Origin of the sequence: Demequina pelophila (assembly GCF_000971175.1) — a bacterium.
Classification (GTDB): domain Bacteria; phylum Actinomycetota; class Actinomycetes; order Actinomycetales; family Demequinaceae; genus Demequina; species Demequina pelophila.
The window spans coordinates 1,172,278-1,192,671 of the sequence record NZ_BBLY01000001.1 but is presented as its reverse complement, the minus strand read 5'-3'; the positions used below and the strand labels follow the sequence as shown (position 1 = coordinate 1,192,671).

Below are 20,394 nucleotides of genomic sequence, written 5' to 3'. Positions count from 1 at the left end.
CGGGCAACTAGACTCGGGCCCATGTCACAACTCGACCGCTCCGATGTGGCGCGCCTTGCGGGGCTCGCGCGCATCGACATGACCGATGAGGACCTCGACCGCCTCTCGGGCCAGCTCGCCGTGATCGTGGACGCCGTCGCCAAGGTGGCCGAGGTCGCCGGCGAGGACGTGCCCGCGACGAGCCACCCGATCCCCATGAGCAACGTGCACCGCGAGGACGAGGTCCGCCCGTCGCTCGCGCAGGACGCCGCCCTCGCCGCCGCGCCCGACGCCGAGGACGGGCGCTTCCGCGTGCCCCAGATCCTGGGGGAGGAGGCCTGATGACCACCACCGACTGGACCCGGGCCACCGCCGCCCGCATGGCCGACGCGCTCGCCGCCGGCGAGGTCACCTCCGTCGAGCTCACCCAGGCCCACCTGGACCGCATCGGGCAGATCGACGGGCCCGTCCACGCCTTCCTCCACATCGACGCCGAGGGCGCGCTCGCGACCGCGCGCGCCGTCGACGAGGACCGCGCGGCCGGCAAGGAACTCCCGCGCCTGGCCGGCGTGCCCATCGCGGTCAAGGACGTGCTCGTCACGCAGGGCCTGCCCACGACGGCCGGCTCGCGCATCCTCGAGGGCTGGATGCCCCCGTACGACGCGACGGTGACCCGCAAGATCCGCGAGGCGCGCATGCCCATCCTGGGCAAGACCAACATGGACGAGTTCGCCATGGGCTCGTCCACCGAGCACTCCGGCTACGGCCCCACCCGCAACCCGTGGGACCTCGACCGCATCCCGGGCGGCTCCGGCGGCGGCTCGGCCGCGGCGCTCGCGGCCTTCGAGGCGCCCCTGGCGATCGGCTCGGACACGGGCGGCTCGATCCGCCAGCCCGCCTCGGTCACCGGCACCGTGGGCGTGAAGCCCACCTACGGCGGGGTGAGCCGCTTCGGGGCCATCGCCCTCGCATCGTCCCTGGACCAGCTGGGCCCGTGCGGACGCACCGTCATGGACACCGCCCTCCTCCACGAGGTCATGGGCGGCCACGACGTCAACGACGCCACCTCGCTGCCCGAGCCCGTGCCGGGCTGCGTCGACGCCGCCCTCGTGGGCGCGCGGATGGACCTCACCGGCGTGCGCATCGGCGTGGTCAAGGAGCTCTCCGGCGTCGACGGAGGCTTCCAGGACGGCGTCAAGCAGCGCTTCGACGAGTCGCTCGAGCGCCTGCGCGGCATGGGCGCGGAGGTCGTCGAGGTCTCCTGCCCGTCGTTCGAGTACGCGCTGGCCGCGTACTACGTGATCCTGCCCTCGGAGGCGTCGTCCAATCTGGCCAAGTTCGACTCGGTGCGCTTCGGCCTTCGCGTGGAGAAGGACACCGTCGAGAAGACGATGCTCGCGACGCGCGCCGAGGGCTTCGGCGACGAGGTCAAGCGCCGCATCATCCTGGGGACCTACGCGCTGTCCGCCGGCTACTACGACGCCTACTACGGCTCGGCGCAGAAGGTGCGCACGCTGGTCCAGCGCGACTTCGCGGCCGCGTTCGAGCAGTGCGACGTGCTCGTGTCGCCCACGACGCCCACGACGCCGTTCAAGATCGGCGAGCGGGTGGACGACCCGATGGCGATGTACCTCAACGACATCGCGACCATCCCCGCGAACCTCGCCGGCATCCCCGGCATGTCCCTCCCCGCGGGCCTCGCGCCCGAGGACGGGCTGCCCGCCGGCTTCCAGATCCTCGCGCCGGCGCACGAGGACGCCCGGCTCTATCGCATCGGCGCGGCGCTGGAGGCGTCGCTCACGGCCGACTGGGGCGGCCCGCTGACCGCCCAGGCCCCGGAGGTGACCGCATGACCACCATGACGTACGAGCAGGCCATGGAGGAGTTCGACCCGGTCTTCGGCATCGAGGTCCACGTCGAGCTCAACACCAGGACCAAGATGTTCTGCGGCTGCGCCAACGAGTTCGGCGCGGAGCCCAACACCCAGGTCTGCCCCGTGTGCCTGGGCCTGCCGGGCGCCATGCCCGTCACCAACGAGAAGGCCGTCGAGTCGGCGGTCCGCCTGGGTCTCGCGCTCGGCTGCTCGATCCGCGAGTCCTCGCGCTTCGCCCGGAAGAACTACTTCTACCCGGACCTCGCGAAGGACTACCAGATCTCGCAGTACGACGAGCCCACCTGCTACGAGGGCTCCCTCGACGTGGTGCTCGACGACGGCACGGTCGTGGAGATCGGCATCGAGCGCGCGCACATCGAGGAGGACGCCGGCAAGAACACCCACGTGGGTGGCACCGGCGGCATCCAGGGCGCCGACTACTCGCTGGTCGACTACAACCGCGGCGGCGTGCCGCTCGTGGAGATCGTCACCAAGCCCATCACGGGCATGGGCGCGCGCACCGCGGAGGTGGCGCGCGCGTACGTGGCCACCATCCGCGACTACGTGCGGGCGCTGGGCATCTCCGACGGCCGCATGGAGCAGGGCTCGGTCCGCGCGGACGTCAACCTGTCGTTGCGCCCAAAGCCGGCGGCGGGGGAGTCGCAGGACGACGTCCCCTTCGGCAAGCGCTCCGAGACCAAGAACGTGAACTCGCTGCGCGCGATCGAGCGAGCCGTCCACTACGAGGCGGCTCGTCAGGCGTCGCTCCTGCTCGCCGGCAAGCCGGTCGTCCAGGAGACCCGCCACTGGCACGAGGACACCCTGTCCACCACGCCGGGCCGTTCCAAGGAGGAGGCGGAGGACTACCGCTACTTCCCGGAGCCCGACCTGCTGCCCGTCGAGCCCGCGCGCGCGTGGGTCGAGGAGCTGCGCGGCACCATCCCCGAGCACCCCGCCAAGATGCGCGCCCGTCTCCAGGAGGAGTGGGGCTTCGCTGACCTCGAGATGCGCGACGTGGTCGCGGCCGATGCCCTGTCCCTCATCGCGGAGACCATCGCCGCCGGCACCACCGCCCAGGCCGCCCGCAAGTGGTGGATGGGCGAGCTGTCGCGCGTGGCCAACGACCGCGAGGTCGCGCTGGCCGCGCTGCCGGTGACCCCGGCCGCCGTCGCCGAGCTCCAGGGCCTCATCGACTCCGGCAAGATCAACGACAAGCTCGCGCGCCAGGCGCTCGAGGGCGTCCTCGCGGGCGAGGGCTCGCCCGCGGAGGTCGTGGCCGCCCGCGGCCTCGAGGTCGTGTCCGACGACTCCGCGCTGGAGAAGGCGGTGGACGATGCCCTGGCCGCCCAGCCCGACGTCCTCGCCAAGATCCAGGACGGCAAGGTCCAGGCCGCCGGCGCGATCGTGGGCGCCGTGATGAAGGCGACCCGGGGCCAGGCCGATGCGGGCCGCGTCCGCGAGATCATCCTCCAGCGCGCGGGGGTGGAGGGCTAGCGTCCCGCCGTCCCGCGCGTCCCGGGCCCCGCATTGGACACTCCGCACGGATTCTCCAGCAACACGCCGATGGCCGGCCCCGAAACGGGGCCGGCCATCGGCGTGTCGGGCCTCAGTCCGTGCGCAGTGTCCGTGAGGCGCGCGGGCAGGACGGACCGGTGTCCGCTCAGAAGATGGTCATCTTCGCGGTCGCCCACGTGGGGTTCATGCGCTCGACCGGGGCGCCGGCGCGCGGGCGCCCGTCGAAGGACAGGCGCGGGGCCGCGGCGGGCTGCGGCGCGTAGATGGTCTCGAGCTCGGGCTGCGGGTGCAGCTCCTGCACCTGGGCGTTGAGGGCGGCGCGGGCCTCGCGCTCGGCGAGCAGCGGCAGGAAGCCGTGGATGGTCGCGTGGGCGGAGCGGTGCACGTACGCGGCGGCGAGCGTCTCGCTCACGCGGGCGGCGGGGACCTCGCCCTCGAACTCCGCGACCAGGCGCTCGGTGGAGCGGCTCAGGGCGGCGGTGCGGTCGATGCGGGTGAGCGTGGTGGTCATGATCGGATCCATTCGTCTGGCGTCTTCGGTGGACGATGCGGCACGCGGACACGTCGGGCCCGCCGGTGGACCTGGTGGTCCAAGGTGCGGACGCGGCGTGTTCTCGCGCCACGTGGGGGCTGTGCTGGGACGTCGCCGTCCTTCGAACCCCGCTGGCGGCGGGGCCTCCGGACTGCGATGTCCTGGTAATGACCCTACGTCCGGTTTTCGGCACCACCGTGCATTTGCGGCGTGATTCATGTCACGTCGTTTCCAAGAAGGACGGCAAGACGCCCCGCCCTCATGGACACTCCGCACGGACTCGGCAGGGACACGCCGGTGATCGGCCCCGTCTCGGGGTTGGCCACCGGCGCGTCGCGCGACAATCCGTGCGGGGTGTCCACCAAGGCGGGGCGTCGTGTGCACTCCCGCGTTCCCCGCGCCCTCGCTACGCCGCGAGCAGGTACCTCGCGGCGTGGTGCGCGGCCTCCGCGGACACATGCACGCGCGGGCTCGCGTCGAAGCCCACCTCGCGGCTCGCGAAGGCCCTCAGCGCCTCGCGTGCCTCGCGCTCGGCGAGCAGGGGGAGGAACGCCTTGATCGGCGCGCCCGGCGCGAGCCAGGTGTACGCCGCGACCAGTTCCTGGTGGATGCGGGTGGCGCCCACGGAGCCCGAGAACTCGTCGGCGAGGATCCGCGACGACCGGCGCAGGGCGGTCATGCAGTCGATGCTGGGAAGCGTGGTGGTCAAGGGTCGGTCCGTCCGTCTGGCTGCGTTGTCTGACGTGGCGGCATGCGACGCGCTGCACCCGCGAATCGGAGGATGTCCGAGCCGCGAGGACGGCGCGTCGCGCGCCGCAACAGATCCGAGGGGCCGGGTCCCGTCACGCGACGGTGCGTGGGGGTCGTGTCGCCTCGATATCCGTGTGATCACACTACCGGCGGTCGGCGTCGACTTTGCGCAGATTTGACGTGACGTTGGTCACGCGGGCCGGAGTCGCACGGCCCCGGCCCGCCTCGAGCTCAGCCGCCCAGCTTCTGGAGCAGCAGCACCTGCGCGACGACCATCCGCTCGATCTCCTCGGGGTCGACGCTCTCGTCCGAGGCGTGGATGCGCGACCCGGCGACGTCCTCGGGCCCCCACAGCACGAACTCGGCCTCGGGCGCCACCGACTGCAGCGTGCGCAGCAGCGGGATCGACCCGCCGCAGCCCGCCTCGCCCACCGGCCGGCCGAACGCCTCCGCCATCGCCTCGCGCGCCGCGGCCACGGCCGGGCCGTCGGTCGCGCACACGAAGCCGGGCGCCGCCTTCGCCGGCGTCACCTCGACCTGGGCGCCCCACGGCGCGTGGGTCTCGAGGTGGCGCACCAGGGCGGCGAGCTCCTCCTCGGGCTCGGAACCAGGGACGATGCGCATGGAGACCTTCGCCGACGCCTCCGGGTGGAGCACGTTGGAGGACGCGTCGATCGAGGTGATGTCCACGCCGATCGCGTTGATCGAGGGCTTGCCCCACAGGCGGTCGCCCACGCTCCCGGTGCCGGTCAGCGACACCCCGGGAAGCAGATCGGCCGACGCCCGGAAGTCGGACTCCCGCACGTCCCCACCGTCCCACACGCCGCCGGTGACGCCCTCGACGGCCACGTCCCCTGCATCGTCCACCAGGGAGCTGAGCAGGCGCGCGAGCGCCATCATCGCGTCCGGCGCGGGGCCGCCGAAGACGCCCGAGTGGAGCGGGTGCTCGAGCGTGCGGACCGTGACGGTGCAGGACACGTCGCCGCGCAGGGCGGTGGTGAGGACGGGCTCGCCCACCTCGAGGTTGCCCATGTCCGTGATGAGGAACAGGTCGCAGTCGAACAGGTCGGGGTGCGCCTCGACGAACTCCTCGAGGTTGGACTCCGTCTCCTCCATGCCCTCGAGGATGATGCGCAGCGTGCACGGCGGGTTGCCCTCGAGCGCGCGCAGGGTGCCCAGGTGGGTCGCGATGCCGCTCTTGTCGTCGGAGGCGCCGCGGCCGTAGATGCGGCCGTCGTCCTTGCGGGTGGGGGTGAACGGCTCGGAGGTCCAGCCCTGCGACTCGGGCGCGGGCTGCACGTCGTAGTGCGCGTAGAGCACCACGGTGGGGGAGCCGGGAGGGCCGGGGATCTCGCCGTAGATGGGCGGGTAGCCCCACGGTACGTCCATGAGCCGGGCGTCCGCGAAGCCGGCCTCGCGGACCAGCTCGAGCGTGCGCTGCGCCATCCGCTCGACCGGCTCCGCGGGGTAGCCCGGGAACGCGACCGAGGGGATCGAGATGAGCTCCTCGAGGTCCGCGATGACGCCGGGCATCAGGCCCCGGACCTTGTCGGTGATCTCGTACACGGGCATGGCGGCCCCTTTCGTCGAACGGCTGGTTCGATCGTAGTGAGCCGGGGTCCCGGGCGCGGCGCCTGTCCCGCCGGCACCTGCCCGCCGTCACCTGTCAACACACGAACGACAACCAGCTACCCGTGGGGCGCAGCGACTCGCGGAAAGCGACCACCACGTACCCATTCGGGTCGGGGTGTGTGGACAGGTGACGGGACGGGTGGACAGGTGACGTGAAGGGCGGGGCAATCAGCCCAGGTACGCCCCCGCGGCCTCGCGGTAGGACGTCATGATCTCCGGGCGCGTGTCCGGAGCGGGCGCCGCGACCACCGCGAGCGGCCACGTCGGGCGCTCGCCGGTCAGCGCCCACGCCGCCTGCACGGCCGCACCCGCGGCGACGTACTCGCCGGGCTCGGGCACCTCGACGGGCACGTCGAACACCTGGGCCGCGATGGCCTGCACGGCGGAGTTCTGCGCCGAGCCGCCCACCAGGAGCGCGCGCTTGGCCTCCACGCCCGCGGACAGGATCGCGTCCATGCCCACCGCCTGCGCGGCGAGCATGCCCTCGATTGCGGCGCGCGCCATGTTCTCCCGCGTGGTGTTCGCGAGGGTCATGCCGGACAGGGTCGCGGTCGCGTCGGGGAGGTTGGGGGTGCGCTCGCCCTCGAAGTAGGGGACCAGGGTGAGGCCGTCGGCGCCAGGCGCGGCAGCCATGGCGAGGTCGCCCAGCTCGTCGTAGCCCACGCCCAGGACGCGCGCGAAGGCGTCCAGCACGCGGGACGCGTTGAGCGTGCACACGAGGGGCAGGTGCTCGCCCGAGGCGGAGGCGAAGCCCGCCACGATGCCCGTGGCGTCCGCGTACCCGGACGCGGTCACGGCGAAGACGGTGCCCGAGGTGCCCAGCGACACGACCACGTCGCCCACGGTCGCGCCCAGGCCCAGCCCGGCGGCGGCGTTGTCGCCCGCGCCGGGGCCCACGACGCAGGCGAGCTCGGCGCCGTCGAGCCAGACGGAACCACCCGCGGACTCGCCGGGCCCGAGCACGCGCGGCACCACCGCATCGTGCCCCAGCGCGGCGATCAGCAGGTCGCGGTCGTATACGCCCGTGGCGGGGTTCCAGTAGCCGGTGCCGGAGACGTCCGAGCGGTCCGTCGTGAGCTCGGTGAGGACCGGCCCGAGGGGGGACGATGCGACGGGCCCGTACCCGCGCAGGCGCCAGGTCAGCCAGTCGTGGGGGAGGGCGACGGCGGCGACGCGGGCGGCGTTGTCCGGCTCCGCGTCGCGCAGCCAGCGCAGCTTGGTGGAGGTGAACGATGCGACGGGCACCAGGCCCGTGCGCTCCGCCAGTGCCTGGGCGCCGAACTCGGCGATCAGGTCCGCGGCCGCGCCCGCCGAGCGGGTGTCGTTCCACAGCAGCGCGTCGCGCACCACCTCGCCGGCGGCGTCGAGCGCGACCATGCCGTGCTGCTGGCCGCCGATGGACACGGCGGCCACGTCGGCGAGGCCGCCAGCGTCAGCGATGGCGGCGAGGAGCGCGTCCCACCAGCGGTCGGGGTGCACGGACGTGCCGTCGGGGTGCGAGGCGCGGCCGGTGCGCACCACCTCGCCGGTCTCGAGGTCGCGAACGACCACCTTGCAGCTCTGCGTCGAGGAGTCGACGCCGGCGACGAGCGTCATCGCGCGTCCTTTCTAGTCAGTGGAATAGATATGCGGGGGATGCGGGGGAGGTGGGGGACAAGAGCGGAACGGGGGGCCGAAGGGCCCCCACAAGGGCCGATGCCCGGCCGCCGTAAGGAGGAACGGCGACCGGGCATCGGCGAGGGGGTGAAGCGGTGAGGCTCAGCGAGCGCCCATGAGGTGCTCGACGGCCAGCTGCTGCAGGCGGACGAAGCCGAAGCCCTTGGCGTCGAAGTACGCGTCGGCGTCGAAGTCCTCGTAGGCGGAGGTGTCGGCGAGCAGGTCCGCGACGGACTCGCCCTCGGCCAGCGTGGTCTGCGCGAGCTCGTGCTGGCGGGTGGCCTCGATGGCCTCCTGCACCTCGGGGTCGGCGCGGAAGGCCGCGGCGCGCTCCTTGAGCAGGAGGTACATGCGCATGTTCGCCTCGGCGGAGGCCCACACGCCGTCGATGTCCTCGGTGCGCGAGGGCTTGTAGTCGAAGTGGCGGGGGCCGGTGTAGGCCTGGCCGCCCTCGGGACCGCCGTTCTCGAGCAGGTCGACCAGCGAGAACGCGTTGATGAGGTCGCCGTGACCGAATACCAGGTCCTGGTCGTACTTGATGCCGCGCTGGCCGTTGAGGTCGATGTGGAACAGCTTGCCCTGGTACAGCGCCTGCGCGATGCCGGCGGTGAAGTTGAGGCCGGCCATCTGCTCGTGGCCCACCTCGGGGTTGAGGCCCACCAGCTCGGGGTTGTCGAGCGTCTCGATGAAGCCGAGCGCGTGGCCCACGGTGGGGAGCAGGATGTCGCCGCGGGGCTCGTTCGGCTTGGGCTCGATCGCGAACTTGAGGTCGTAGCCCTTCTCCAGCACGTACGCGCCGAAGACGTTGGCGGCCTCGCGGTAGCGCTCGAGCGCGACGCGGATGTCCTTCGAGAAGTCGTACTCGGCGCCCTCGCGGCCGCCCCACATGACGAAGGTCTTGGCGCCCAGCTCAGCGGCCAGGTCGATGTTGCGCAGGATCTTGCGGATGGTGAAGCGGCGCACGTCGCGGTCGTTGGAGGTGACGCCGCCGTCCTTGAACACCGGGTGCGAGAAGGTGTTGGTGGTGATCATCGGGATGGTCATCCCGGTCTCGTCGCACGCCTTCTTGAGCGCGTCGATCGCGGCGCGGCGGTCCGCGTCCGAGCAGCCGAACGGGAACAGGTCGTCGTCGTGGAAGGTCATGCCGTACGCGCCCAGCTCCGAGAGCTTGTGGATGGCGTCGACGGCGTCGACGGGGCCGCGGGTGGCGGAGCCGAAGGGGTCCTGAGCGTTCCAGCCGATGGTCCACAGACCGAAGGTGAACTTGTCGGCGGGGGTGGGAGTGGGGGCCATGGCGGCGCTCCTATCTTCCTTGATATGTTGACACCGAAAACATATCTGGCGGCGGGGCCCGTGTCAACGCGAGCGGACCGGCCGGCGCCGATTCGCGCGGATCCTGCGTGCGAACCGGCGCATTCCGGGTGAAACCCCGTGCCCTCGAGTGGGGAGCGGGATCGGGCGTCGTCGCCGCGGCGCCGGCGCGGCATACTGGCGAGCACCGCCGGCGGCGACCGGCGGGCGGGGATCCCCCGATGGTGCGAGGAGGCATGGTGGCGCGAGAGGCGCGGGAGATGGACGATGCGCTGCTGGGCGCCGCCGCGCGCGTCGCCGGCGACACGCCGGACCTGCGCGCCCCGCGCGTGGCCGCGCCTCGCGGGTCGCGGAACGATCACACCCGCCGGAACAACCTCTCCGCGCTGCTCACGGCCGTCCACTACCGCGGCCCGTTGACGCGTGCCCAACTCACGCGGGACACCGGCCTCAATCGGTCGACCATCGGCGGGCTGGTCGCGGAGCTCGCGGACCTGGGGCTCGTGGTCGAGGACGCCTCCGCGGAGACCGGCGCGGTGGGGCGCCCCAGCCTGATCGTCCGCATCCGCCGGGAGGTGGCGGCGATCGCGTTCCATCCCGACATCGACGGCCTCGACAGCGCGCTGGTCGCGCTCGACGGGACGGTGCTCGCGCGGCGGCGGCGCGCGTTCGACGAGGCGCCGACGCCGGCGCTCGCGGCCGACGCCATGGTCGAGGAGGCCCGGGCCCTCCTGCGCCGGAGCCCGGTCGAGCGGGTGGTGGGCACGGCGGTCGCGGTGCCCGGGCTCGTCGACGCGGACGGCGGCACGGTGGTCCACGCCGCGCACCTCGGGTGGCGCCGCGAGCCGCTCGGCGCCCGCCTCGCCGAGCCCCTGGGCGTCCCCGTCGCGGTCGGCAACGACGCGAACCTGGGCCTGCGCGCCGAGTGGAGCTTCGGCGCGGCCCGCGGCGCCGACAACGTGGTGTTTCTCAACGGCTCGTCGTCCGGCATCGGCGGCGCCGCCCTCGTCGGAGGCGTCATGCTCCGGGGCGGGCGCGGCTATGGCGGCGAGTTCGGCCACATGCTCGTGCGCACGCCCGGTCGCGAGTGCAGCTGCGGCCGTCGCGGCTGCCTCGAGACCGAGGTGAGCGCCGCGCGGCTCGCGGAGGTCGCCGGCGTCTCCACCGGCGCCGTCGCCGGTGGGCTGGGCGAGCTCGCGGGGGACGATGCGGCGGTCGCCCGCGAGGTCGACCGCCAGGCCGCGCTTCTGGGCACGGCGATCGCGAACCTCGAGTGCGCGTTCGACCCCGACGCGGTGCTCCTGGGCGGCTACCTGGGCGACCTGTACGAGTGCCGCGCGGAGGAGATCGGCCGCGTGGTGCAGACGGAGGCGTTCCGGCCCGATGCCGAGGGCGCCCTCCTCGGGGCGGCCGCGCTCGGCCGGGACCTGCGCGTCATCGGCGCCGCAGAGCGCGCCTTCGCGCCGCTCCTGCTCGACCCCGCAGGCACACCGCTCGTGCCCGCCGGCGCGGTCGCCGCGGACTGAGCCCCGGCGCCCGGGCCGCGTCGCCTGGCCCGGTGTCCACGCGGGCCCGGGGTTCCCGCGTGCCTGGCAGACTGGCCGCATGATCACCGTCGCCGTCCCGTCCGAGGCCGTGGCCGATGCACTGGGAGACCTGGGCGAGGACGCCCGGACCATCGTGTGGGACCCCGTCGAGGGCGAGGTCCCCGAGGCCGAGCGCGAGCGCGTCACCATCGCGTGCCTGCCTCACGGCACGGGCGGCCGCCGCGTCTACGGGCGCCTGGCCGAGTGCCCCGACCTCAAGGTGATCCAGCTTCCCTCCGCGGGCTTCGAGCACGCCGTCCCGTTCGTGCCGCCGGGCGTGGCGCTCGCGAACGCGCGGGGCGTGCACGACACGCGCGTCGCGGAGATGGCCCTGGCGCTCGCCCTGGCGTCGCAGCGTCGGCTCCCGCAGTTCCTCGACGCCCAGCGCCGCGGCGCGTGGGAGCCGGACTACTGGTCGCCCAAGCTCGCGGACTCGCGTGCGCTGGTGGTGGGCTACGGCGCGATCGGCGCGGCGATCGGCGCCCGGTTCAGGGCGTGCGAGGTCGAGGTGGAGGGCGTGGCCCGCACCGCGCGCACCGCGCCCGACGGCACCGTGGTGCACGCGGTCGACGCGCTTCCGGGGGTCCTGGGCGACTTCGATGTGGTCGTCATCGTGACGCCGCACGACGAGTCCACGGACCGCCTGGTCGACGCGGCCTTCCTCGCGGCGATGAGGGACGATGCCCTGCTCATCAACGTGGGCCGCGGCAGGGTGGTCGACACGGACGCGCTGGTGGCCGAGCTGCGGGCCGGACGCCTGCGCGCGGCGCTCGACGTCACGGACCCCGAGCCGCTGCCGGAGGGGCATCCCCTGTGGGACGCTCCGGGGTGCATCGTGGTGCCGCACGTGGCCGGCTGGGAGCGGCTCACCGACCGCCGCTACGCGGACCTGGTGCGCCGCCAGGTCGAGGCGCGCCGCCATGGGGACGACCCGGTGAACTTCGTGATGATGGGCGCGTTCCCCGCCTGACGCCCGGCCCCGGCGTCACCTGTCCACACGCCTACCGCGTCACCTGTCCACACACCCGCACCGCTGCGGGTAGATGGTGGTCGCTTCTGACGGATCTGTGCGCGCTACGGGTAGCTGAGTGTCGCTCGTGTGTGGAGAGGTGACACGCGTGAAGGGGGTGATGCGCGGGGCGGCGGCTACTCGGCGGCGGCGTCGCGCAGGGCGATCCAGGCCTTGACGATCGCGGTGAGCTCCTCGCGGCGCTCCTCGGCCTCCGCGATCGAGACGAACTGCATCGACCGCGACGTGTCGCCCGCGCCCAGCAGGTGGGGGAACGTGCCCGGGATGAGCGCGCCCTGGTGGAACATGAGCGTCGCGTGGTTCTTCGCCTTGGGGTAGAAGCTCGCGATGTTGCCGCGGTAGGTGAAGGTGGGCGCCTGCCACTTGATGCACTCCTCGACGCGGTCGTCCGCGTTGAGCATGATGCGCCGGACCCGCTCGACCACCTCGCGCATGGGGTTGTCGTAGCGGCCCATCCAGACATCGACCTCGTTGTGTGCCATGGCGCGAGGGTACCCCGCGTGTGAGGTAGGTCACACGGGACCATCGGCGCCGGTGGCACGGACGGCGCTTCGGCGCCTCACCTCCACGGGCGGCGCTCCGGGCGTCGGGGCCTAGCCCGAGCCCTTGCCCCGCTGGAAGTCGGCGAGCGCCACCTCGCGCTCGACTTTGTGGTCCACCATGCGCTCCGGGTAGGCGGGCGTGTCGACCTCCGGCACCCAGCGCTCGACGTAGCGACGCTCGGGGTCGAAGCGGTCGGCCTGGCCGTCCGGGTTGAACACGCGGAAGTACGGGGCCGCGTCCCGGCCGGTGCCGGCGACCCACTGCCAGTTGAGCTGGTTCTGCGCGTGGTCGTAGTCGAGCAGCGCGCGCCGGAAGTGCGATGCGCCGCGCTGCCACGGCACGTGCAGGTCCTTGACCAGGAAGCTCGCGACCACCATGCGGACCCTGTTGTGCATCCACCCCGTCTGCGCGAGCTGCCGCATGCCCGCATCCACCAGGGGGAACCCCGTGCGCCCGTCCCTCCATTCGCGAAAGGCGAGGTCCGCATCGTCGCCGGTGACCCATGCATCGTCCGGGATCACGGGGTTGAGCGACTCCCGGAGCGCGGAGGGGTGGCGGAACAGGACGTCGGCGTGGAACTCGCGCCACGCGAGCTCGGACTCGAAGCGGCGGGCGGCGTCGGAGCGGAGGGGGCCGGTTGCGGCGAGGATGGTGCGCGGGTGGAGCTGGCCGAATGCGAGCGGGATGGACAGGCGCGAGGTGGTGTCGAGGTCGGGGCGGTCGCGCTCGTCCTTGTAGCGGTCCAGGTCGCCGCCGATGAAGTCGGCGAGCGCGTCGTGGATGCGGGCCTCGCGGAACTCGGGGCGCGGGTCGATGGGGTCCTCGGCGTCCGCGTGGGCCGCGCGCTGGTCGAGGTCGACGTCGGACTCGACGGGGCGGAAGGCCTCCGGGGCCGCGTCGGGGGCGGGCGCGCGCCAGCCGTGCTCGCGCCACGCCTTGGAGAACGGGGTGTAGACGCGGTACTCGGTGCCGTCGGCCTTGGCCACGCGCCCGGGCGCAACCGCGTACGGCGAGCCGATCAACCGCAGTTCGCGCCCGTCGGCCTCCAGCGCGGCCTCGACGGCGGCCTGCTCCGCCAGGCCGGCGGGGGAGTGTTCCGCCTGGGCCCACACGACGCGGGCGTCGGACTCGCGCGCGACGGCGAGCACCGCATCGGCCGGGGTTCCGCGCCTGATCCCCAGGGCGCCGCCGGTGTCCTCGCGCAGGCTCCACAGGGCGCGCGCGAGGTGCGCGCGGCGGCGGCCGGACCAGAGGTGGACGCGCTCGGACCACGGGAAGACCGCGGCGGCCGGTCCGTCCTCCTGGGCGGACAGCAGGGCGGGGTTGTCGGCGAGGCGTGCGTCGCGCCGGACCCACCACAGCGCGGTCATCGCGGTGCCTCGGGGCTCATGCCTGGGCGAACGCGCGAGGGGCGGCGCGGCATTCCGGCGAGGGTGGCCCGGTAGAATTGTCCTATTCGTCACCTTAGGGGGATCGCATGAAGCACGTCACCTCGTTCGCCGCCATTGCGGCGGCCGCACTCGCCCTGGCGGGCTGCTCGTCGGACTCGGCGGAGGAGCCCGACGCGGCGTCGACGAGGTCGGCGGCCGAGGCCGCCACAGAGACGGCCGAGACGGCCGAGGCGGCAACGGAGGCGACCCCGTCCGAGACCGCGGAGGAGGCGGTCGAGACCATCGTCGACCGGATCGCCGCCGAGTATCCGACGGAGGACTGGGACATCGCCGACTCCCCGGCGCTGGCGCTGACCGCGGAGGAGCGCAGCGAGTACCTGGGGCTTGCGCTCGACGGGGAGGACTACGAGGAGGCGCTGAGCGACGACTCCAATCCGGATGGGCTCTCCGAGGCGCAGTTCTACGCGCTCGCGGGCATGTCCGACGAGCTCGACCGCGCGGGACGCGAGATCCTGCTCGCCTCGATGATCGAGCAGGACGGGTCGACCGGGATGGCCGCCGGGCCGGCGCTCAGCGCGGCCGACATGGTCTGTTCGGCGGTCGAGGACGGCGCCTCCTACGGCGAGGCGTTCGGCGACGTGTTCGCCAAGGCGCTGATCGGCGGCGCGTTCGAGTCGGCGCTGACGGACGACGAGGCGGCGGCCGAGGAGGCCGTGGACGCCTCCGCATCCGCGGTCTCGGGGGCGCTGTTCGCGCACCTGCTGTGCCCCGAGTACACGGACGACGCCGTCGCGGTCTTCGAGCAGATGGGCGAGGAGGGCTGACGCCAGTCCGCAGGTAAGGTCGCCGCGGGCGGGCGCGTGACTCCGGCCTGAGCCGCCGTGCGGAGTCAGCTGAAGCGGTGAGCCCCGCCCGGCGCGATGCCGACGGGGCCTCCCGGGGGTCTTCCGAACGAGGCCGGGAACCGCCTACGCGACCGCCACCGGCGCGTGCGTCTCGACGTGCGCCACGGCCGCGGCGAGGAAGCCCTCGAGGATCGCCTTGACCTGCTCGTCGATCAGGGCGCCCTGCGCGTCGAAGGCGGACGGGGTGTAGTGCAAGAACACCTCGGGCTGGCCGACCTTGTGCGCTTGCGATCGCCTACCCGACGACGTCCTCGTGCTCCGGCTCCGGTTCACGTACGGGCGGTGCGTCGCTCGTGGTCCGCAGTCGGGTCGCCGCGGCGTAGGCGATCGCCGCCACCGTCGCCGCGAGGGCCAGCGCGAGGAGTGCGGCGGTCGCCAGTGAGAGGCTGCGCGCTCCGATCCATCCCGCGATCGGGTAGGTGACCAGGAAGCACGCGTGCGACAGCGCGAACTGCGCGGTGTAGACGAGGTTGCGGTTCTCGGGGGTCGAGGCGTCCGCCAGCAGCCGCGAGGACGGCGTGTTCATCAGCGACGTCGAGACGCCCAGCAGCGCCCAGGTGGCGAGCAGTGCGGGCCATCCTCGGCCGGAGGCTGCGGCGACTCCGGTGACCGCCCAGGCCGCCGCGAGCCCGAGGACCACGCCGACGGCGCCACCGGCCATGGTGCGGATCACGCCGAAGCGCTCGGTCAGCCGGGGGATCACGAAGGCCATCGCGAGCGATCCGACGCCGTACGCTGCGAGCGCGATGGCGACGGCGGCCTCGTCCCGGTCGAACACCGCGCGGGCGTAGACCACGGAGTTCACCAGGACCAGCGCGGTGCCGGCGGCGACCGCCACGTTGGTGAGCATCAGGAACCGCAGCGTGGGGGTGCGCGCCACCACCGTGACCCCGAGCGGCAGGCGCTGCCAGAACGTCATGCCGCCACCCGCATCGGCGTGCGCCGGCAGTCGGGATGCGAGCACCAGCGCCGCCGACCCTGCGAAGCCGACCGCAGTGCCGCCGAAGAGGTGGTGGTAGCTGATCACCGTGAGGAGGGCCGCGGCGATGGTGGGGCTGAGCAGCGACTCGAGGTCGTACGCGAGTCGCGACAGCGACAGCGCGCGCGTGTAGTCGCGGGCGTCCGGCAGGACCGCCGGGATCAGCGACTGGAAGGCCGGGGTGAAGGTCGCTGACGCGGACTGCAGGATGAAGATGAGGACGTAGATCTGCCACGCCTGGTCCACGAATGGCAACGCGACGGCGATCGCGAGCCGCACCGCGTCGGCGGCGACCAGAACCGTCTTCTTGGGCAGACGGTCCACCACGGCCGCGATCATCGGGGCGACGCCCACATACGCGACCATCTTCATGGTCAGCGCGGTCCCGAGCACCGACCCGGCGTGGTCGCCGGCGATGTCGAACGCGAGCAGCCCCAGCGCGACCGTGAGCAGGCCCGTGCCCAGCAGCGCGACCACCTGCGCGGCGAAGAGCCTCGCGTAGGTGCGGTTCCCCAGGACCCGAAGCATCAGCGCGCCTCGCGCGCGTACGTCACGCGGTGGTGGGCCGGCGCCTCGCTCAGCGCGTGCTCGGCCTGGTGGATCGCATCCGCGACCAGTTGGCGGGCGTGCTCGTCGGCGAGCCGGTAGAACACCTTGGTTCCCTCGTGGCGGGTGAGGACGATGCGCGCGAGGCGGAGCTTGGCGAGGTGCTGGGAGACCGCGGCGGGGGACTTGCCGACCACCTCGGCGAGTGTGTTCACGGGCAGTTCGGTGTCGCGCAGCGCGAGGATGATGCGCACGCGCGTGGCGTCGGCCAGCATCGCGAAGACCTCGACGGCGAGCTCCACGTAGGTGTCGTCCGGGCCGAGCGCTTCACCGCTATCTGCATTCATATGCAGATACTTACACAGGTCGGTCGCGGCGCGCACCGGATGCCCCTGGAGGCCCCGCCCGGCGCGATGCCGGACGGGGCCTCCCGGGGGCCTTCCGAAGGGGGCCGGGAGCCGCCTACGCGACCGGCACCGGCGCGTGCGTTTCGACGTGCGGCCTGGCCGCGGCGGCTACGACACTGTGCCGGGGGTCAGGCGAGTCCGCTGGTGACGTGCGGTGCGCGCCACGGGCTCGAGACTCCTGCGCCTGGCAGGTGTACAAATCCGACAAATCGTGTTTCCAAATAGGTTGCTTGTCGGTAAGTTCTCGATTAGCGACGCATCTGGGCCTCGCTGGCAGTCCGGGGGAGGGACTCGCATGGCAACTCAACCTGAATCTCAGTCAATCGATGTGAAGGTGAAGCCGAACCTTTGGATCGGGCTCGCGGTGTTCATCGGCTATATGGCGGTCGTTTTCGCGATGTGGACCGTGTTCGACATCGACTACGAGGCGGTGCAGGACACCCAGCAGAGCGCGCTCGAGGGGATCCTGATCCCGGTGGCCGTCGGAGCGGCGTACCTGGTGATCGTCACGTCGCTGCTCGGCTGGTGGGGACCGGCCCTGCGGGAGCGGACGCGCAACGTGCCGCGCTGGCTCGTCATTGTGCCGATCATCTTCACCATCGGCGGCCTGATGTCCTTCGCGGGCGCGGACTTCGGCGCGCTCGAGATGACCCATGTGCTCACCATTGGCGCGGGCGTGCTGCTCGTCGGCTTCTCCGAGGAGTTGGTGTCGCGAGGCATCCTGCTCACCGGTGCGCGCGGAAGCGTGGGTGAGGTGCTCTCGTGGTTCATCACGTGCCTGATGTTCGGTCTGCTGCACATCATCAACATCGCCTTCGGTGCGCCGGCGAGCTCGACGGCGTTTCAGATCCTCGCGGCGTTCCTGGCCGGATCCACCTTCTACCTGACCCGGCGCGTGACCGGGAGCCTCGTGGCCGCGATGCTCATGCACGCGCTGTGGGACTGGGGAAGCCTGGTGAACAAGGCCGTCGGCGGCGAGGCCACGGTGGCGAGCATCTCGGGCCTCGGTGCCACGATCGGTCAGGTCGCGATGTACCTGTCGTTGATCCTCATGCTCGTCGCGTTCCGATACAACCTCGACGGCACCCGCAAGTCGAAGCAGAAGGCCGAGACCTCCGCCTGAGCGACGTCGAGCCGGGCGGCCCGCCGCGACCTGGCGGCGGTCCTCCCGGCGGCGTGGTTCGGCACCCCTCCGCACGGCGGTACCGTGAGGCGATGGACGCACCCGGGCGCAGAGAGATCGCCTCGTCCTGGCGGCTGGTCGAGGCGATCCGCTCCTATGCGAACGGCTTCACCGCTGTGTTCGATCGGCACTTCGGCACCGACTACATCGACGACGGCCAGCTCCTCGCCCTCGAGTACCTGGCGTCGCGCGGACCCGCCACGGTGCCCGTCCTCGCCGAGGTGACGGGGCTGGACCGTGGCCAGGCGCTCTCGTTCGTCCGCGACCTGACCGGGCGCGGTCTCGTGACATCGGAGCGCTCGGCGCAGGATCGCCGGCAGCGCGTCTACCGACTGACCGCCGCAGGCGAGCGGGCGGCCGCGCGCACGGCCGCAGATCTGAGCGCGTTCTACGCTGAGGCGACGGCCCTGGCGGCCGAGGTGGTGAGCGCGACGCAGGCCCGAGGGCCTGAGCACCCGGCCGCGGATCACGGCTCCGACGAATCGCACGACGCGTGGAGCCTCGCCCGGGGAGTGGCGCTGGTCGGGCTGCAGCTCACGCAGGAGATCGTCGCGCGGCTGGGCGCGGAGCGCGAGGGAAAGGTGCACGGTCGACGCATCCTCGCGGTCATCGTCGTGTGCGCGGAAGCCGACTGCCGCCCGTCGACCATCGCCGCCGAGCTCGGGCTCTCGCCTGCGGGTGCGACCTACCTGATCGACGTGCTCGAGCGCGACGGCCTGGTGACGCGGGAGCGGGACATCGAGGGCGATCGCCGGGGGGTCCGGGTGGTTGCGACCGCTGAAGGGCTCGCCGCGGCGGTGGCGGTGCACGACGCCCTGCAGGAGATCGCACCGCTCCTGCATGCGCAGTTCAGCCGCCTGAGCACGCACGCTGCGCGCACGTAGCTACCACCGCGGAACTCGCGCGGGTAGGGGGGCAACATCCCTCCGGGGTGCCCGAGCGGGCAGGCCGGGCCCGAAGGGCCCGTCGGGGCAGAAGGCTTGGCGAGTCTTCCGCAAAGGGCCCCGCCCGGCGCGATGCTGGACGGGGCGTCCTCGAGGCCTTTCGAACGAGGCCCGGAACCGCCTACGCGACCGCCACCGGCGCGTGCGTTTCGACGTGCGCCACGGCCGCGGCGAGGAAGCCCTCGAGGATCGCCTTGACCTGCTCGTCGATCAGGGCGCCCTGCGCGTCGAAGGCGGACGGGGTGTAGTGCAAGAAGACCTCGGGCTGGCCGAGCGTCGGGGCGTTGAGGTGGCCCAGCACCGCGCGCAGGTGCTGCTGCGCGGCCGCCGTGCCGATCGCCCCGATGGACGCGCCCGCGATCGCGACGGGCTTGCCGTTGAAGGAGTTGGTGCCCCACGGCCGCGACGCCCAGTCGATCGCGTTCTTGAGCGCGCCCGGGATGGAGCGCAGGTACTCGGGCGTGATGATGATGACGCCGTCGACGCCCTCGATCGCGGACTTCCACTCGCGCGCGGCGACCGGGTAGTCGGCGTCGTGGTCCGGGGTGTAGACGGGCAGGTCGCTGTAGTCGAGCTCGACCAGTTCGACGCCCTCCGGCGCGAGCGCGACCAGCGCGTGGGCGACGTTGCGGTTGATGGACGCGCTCGAGAGCGAGCCGACGATGTATCCGATTCGGGGCATGGGTGACTCCTTGACGTCTCAGGGGAGAGGGGCGCCGCCGACGGCGCCTCCGGGAGCGTCAACTTAGATGCGTATGCATCTATTCCTGCCGCGGGAAGATTTCCTGGACGCGTGTTCAGTCGAGGTGGCTGCCCGTGCGCGAGCGCTCGACCATCCCGTAGAACTGCCGCGCGTCGGCCGCGTAGAGCGGGTCCGCGGTGATCGCGGTATCGACAAAGGACGATGCGCCGGGCACCGGCACTCCCGCCCACGGAGTCGTGGGGGCGGGCAGGGGAGCGCGCCGGATCGCGGCCACCGGGTCGTCCTCGGTCGCGGTGGTGACGGCGCGGATGGGCAGGTCCGCCGTCCGCCGGAGGTCCGCGTGCGGCCGGGTCCGCGCGACGTGCGCGACGAAGCCGGCGGCCGCGCGCAGCAGGTCCCGGGCCTCGGCCTCGAGCTCGGCGTTGACGCAGCGGCCGTCGTCGTCGAAGTCGGCGGCCTCGACGGCCAGCGTGCGCTCCGGCTGGCCCATCACGGTCGCGCGGGCGTCCGCGAGCACCCCGCGCAGGTGCACCAGCGCGGCGAAGTGCTCGCGCCCCGGCGCCGCCGCGCCCGCGATGACCACGGGCAGGGTCGCGAGCGCGCTCGGAGTCGCGGTCGCCCAGTCGAGCGCGTGCTTGCACGAGCCCGGCAGCGAGCGCCCGTGCGTGGGCGCCACGATGACGAGCCCGTCGAGCGCTCCGAGCGCCCGCTTCCAGGCCAGGGCCGATGCGGGGGCCGGCTCGTCGTCGTACGGCCCGTGGCCGGGGAGGTCGTCGTGCGAGAGCTCCACCAGGGTGGTGCCACGCGGCACGAGCGTGTGCAGGGTCGAGGCGAGGGCCCGTGTGGTGCGCGCCTGCGGCAGCTGTCCCACGAGCAGTCCGATGACCGCCATCCGCGTCCCCCTCCCCGCGGGCGCCGCGCGCCCGTGT

The 20,394-nt window shown here is 72.8% G+C and carries 20 protein-coding genes; 8 read left to right on the top strand and 12 right to left on the bottom strand.

Annotated elements, in window-relative coordinates; translation table 11 throughout:
• Positions 1-21: 21 nt before the first annotated feature.
• Genes gatC through gatB form a run of 3 tightly spaced genes read left to right on the top strand, consistent with a single transcriptional unit; the run spans position 22 to position 3,346 of the window.
• Positions 22-321 carry an Asp-tRNA(Asn)/Glu-tRNA(Gln) amidotransferase subunit GatC gene (gene gatC / locus AOM03_RS05470; RefSeq protein WP_062378948.1) on the top strand — a complete coding sequence of 100 codons (300 nt, stop codon included), beginning with the start codon at positions 22-24 and terminating at the stop codon, positions 319-321.
• Complete coding sequence (gene gatA / locus AOM03_RS05465) at positions 321-1,832, top strand: Asp-tRNA(Asn)/Glu-tRNA(Gln) amidotransferase subunit GatA (RefSeq protein WP_062378946.1); 1,512 nt, start codon at positions 321-323, stop codon at positions 1,830-1,832. The genes gatC and gatA overlap by 1 nt, the downstream gene beginning before the upstream one ends.
• Positions 1,829-3,346, top strand: coding sequence for an Asp-tRNA(Asn)/Glu-tRNA(Gln) amidotransferase subunit GatB (gene gatB, locus AOM03_RS05460; RefSeq protein WP_062378944.1), 1,518 nt, complete (start codon positions 1,829-1,831; stop codon positions 3,344-3,346). The genes gatA and gatB overlap by 4 nt, the downstream gene beginning before the upstream one ends.
• Before the next feature lie 166 nt (positions 3,347-3,512).
• Here gatB and AOM03_RS05455 read toward each other — a convergent pair whose 3' ends face one another.
• From AOM03_RS05455 to xylA, 5 genes are all read right to left on the bottom strand, one after another.
• A complete protein-coding gene (locus tag AOM03_RS05455; RefSeq protein ID WP_156157623.1) occupies positions 3,513-3,878 on the bottom strand; it encodes a three-helix bundle dimerization domain-containing protein in 366 nt (121 codons plus the stop codon).
• A 427-nt stretch (positions 3,879-4,305) separates the two neighbouring features.
• Positions 4,306-4,608, bottom strand: coding sequence for a three-helix bundle dimerization domain-containing protein (locus AOM03_RS05450; RefSeq protein WP_156157622.1), 303 nt, complete (start codon positions 4,606-4,608; stop codon positions 4,306-4,308).
• A gap of 272 nt (positions 4,609-4,880) precedes the next feature.
• The gene (locus tag AOM03_RS05445; RefSeq protein WP_062378937.1) at positions 4,881-6,221 is read right to left on the bottom strand and encodes a M20/M25/M40 family metallo-hydrolase; all 1,341 of its coding nucleotides are present in this window, start codon (positions 6,219-6,221) and stop codon (positions 4,881-4,883) included.
• A gap of 228 nt (positions 6,222-6,449) precedes the next feature.
• Complete coding sequence (locus AOM03_RS05440) at positions 6,450-7,877, bottom strand: xylulokinase (RefSeq protein WP_062378934.1); 1,428 nt, start codon at positions 7,875-7,877, stop codon at positions 6,450-6,452.
• 162 nt (positions 7,878-8,039) lie between these two features.
• Positions 8,040-9,230 (bottom strand): xylose isomerase, encoded by a 1,191-nt coding sequence (gene xylA, locus AOM03_RS05435; RefSeq protein WP_062378932.1) that lies wholly within the window; start codon positions 9,228-9,230, stop codon positions 8,040-8,042.
• A gap of 254 nt (positions 9,231-9,484) precedes the next feature.
• On the opposite strand from xylA, the gene AOM03_RS05430 reads away from it, so the two are divergent.
• Both AOM03_RS05430 and AOM03_RS05425 read left to right on the top strand, forming a co-directional pair.
• The gene (locus tag AOM03_RS05430) at positions 9,485-10,774 is read left to right on the top strand and encodes an ROK family protein (RefSeq protein ID WP_062378930.1); all 1,290 of its coding nucleotides are present in this window, start codon (positions 9,485-9,487) and stop codon (positions 10,772-10,774) included.
• Between the two features lie 79 nt (positions 10,775-10,853).
• Positions 10,854-11,804, top strand: a complete 951-nt coding sequence (locus AOM03_RS05425) for an NAD(P)-dependent oxidoreductase (protein ID WP_062378928.1) — start codon at positions 10,854-10,856, stop codon at positions 11,802-11,804.
• A gap of 176 nt (positions 11,805-11,980) precedes the next feature.
• Here AOM03_RS05425 and AOM03_RS05420 read toward each other — a convergent pair whose 3' ends face one another.
• The gene (locus AOM03_RS05420) at positions 11,981-12,346 is read right to left on the bottom strand and encodes a DUF1801 domain-containing protein (RefSeq protein ID WP_062378926.1); all 366 of its coding nucleotides are present in this window, start codon (positions 12,344-12,346) and stop codon (positions 11,981-11,983) included.
• A gap of 111 nt (positions 12,347-12,457) precedes the next feature.
• A complete protein-coding gene (locus tag AOM03_RS05415) occupies positions 12,458-13,777 on the bottom strand; it encodes a cryptochrome/photolyase family protein (protein WP_062378923.1) in 1,320 nt (439 codons plus the stop codon).
• Between the two features lie 107 nt (positions 13,778-13,884).
• Between AOM03_RS05415 and AOM03_RS05410 the strand changes: the two genes are divergently transcribed.
• The gene (locus AOM03_RS05410; protein ID WP_062378921.1) at positions 13,885-14,622 is read left to right on the top strand and encodes a hypothetical protein; all 738 of its coding nucleotides are present in this window, start codon (positions 13,885-13,887) and stop codon (positions 14,620-14,622) included.
• 144 nt (positions 14,623-14,766) lie between these two features.
• On the opposite strand, the gene AOM03_RS13080 is transcribed toward AOM03_RS05410, so the two are convergent.
• From AOM03_RS13080 to AOM03_RS05400, 3 genes are read right to left on the bottom strand one after another with little or no spacing between them, the layout of a single operon-like run.
• On the bottom strand, positions 14,767-14,898 hold the full coding sequence (locus AOM03_RS13080; protein WP_265101847.1) for a hypothetical protein: 132 nt from the start codon (positions 14,896-14,898) through the stop codon (positions 14,767-14,769).
• Positions 14,899-14,938: 40 nt separating this feature from the next.
• Entirely contained in the window at positions 14,939-16,210 is a 1,272-nt protein-coding gene (locus tag AOM03_RS05405) for an MFS transporter (protein ID WP_062378919.1), read from the bottom strand.
• A complete protein-coding gene (locus tag AOM03_RS05400) occupies positions 16,210-16,575 on the bottom strand; it encodes an ArsR/SmtB family transcription factor (protein ID WP_062378917.1) in 366 nt (121 codons plus the stop codon). Before AOM03_RS05400 ends, AOM03_RS05405 begins: the two co-directional genes overlap by 1 nt.
• A 394-nt stretch (positions 16,576-16,969) precedes the next feature.
• Between AOM03_RS05400 and AOM03_RS05395 the strand changes: the two genes are divergently transcribed.
• Entirely contained in the window at positions 16,970-17,758 is a 789-nt protein-coding gene (locus AOM03_RS05395) for a CPBP family intramembrane glutamic endopeptidase (protein ID WP_062378914.1), read from the top strand.
• Positions 17,759-17,850: 92 nt separating this feature from the next.
• Positions 17,851-18,702: a MarR family winged helix-turn-helix transcriptional regulator gene (locus AOM03_RS05390; protein WP_062378911.1), complete on the top strand. Its 852-nt coding sequence runs from the start codon at positions 17,851-17,853 to the stop codon at positions 18,700-18,702.
• A gap of 181 nt (positions 18,703-18,883) precedes the next feature.
• Here the strand turns inward: AOM03_RS05390 and AOM03_RS05385 are convergent, their stop codons facing one another.
• Positions 18,884-19,444 (bottom strand): NADPH-dependent FMN reductase, encoded by a 561-nt coding sequence (locus tag AOM03_RS05385; protein WP_062378909.1) that lies wholly within the window; start codon positions 19,442-19,444, stop codon positions 18,884-18,886.
• A gap of 115 nt (positions 19,445-19,559) precedes the next feature.
• Positions 19,560-20,357, bottom strand: a complete 798-nt coding sequence (locus AOM03_RS05380) for an NADPH-dependent FMN reductase (RefSeq protein ID WP_062378907.1) — start codon at positions 20,355-20,357, stop codon at positions 19,560-19,562.
• Positions 20,358-20,394 lie beyond the last annotated feature (37 nt).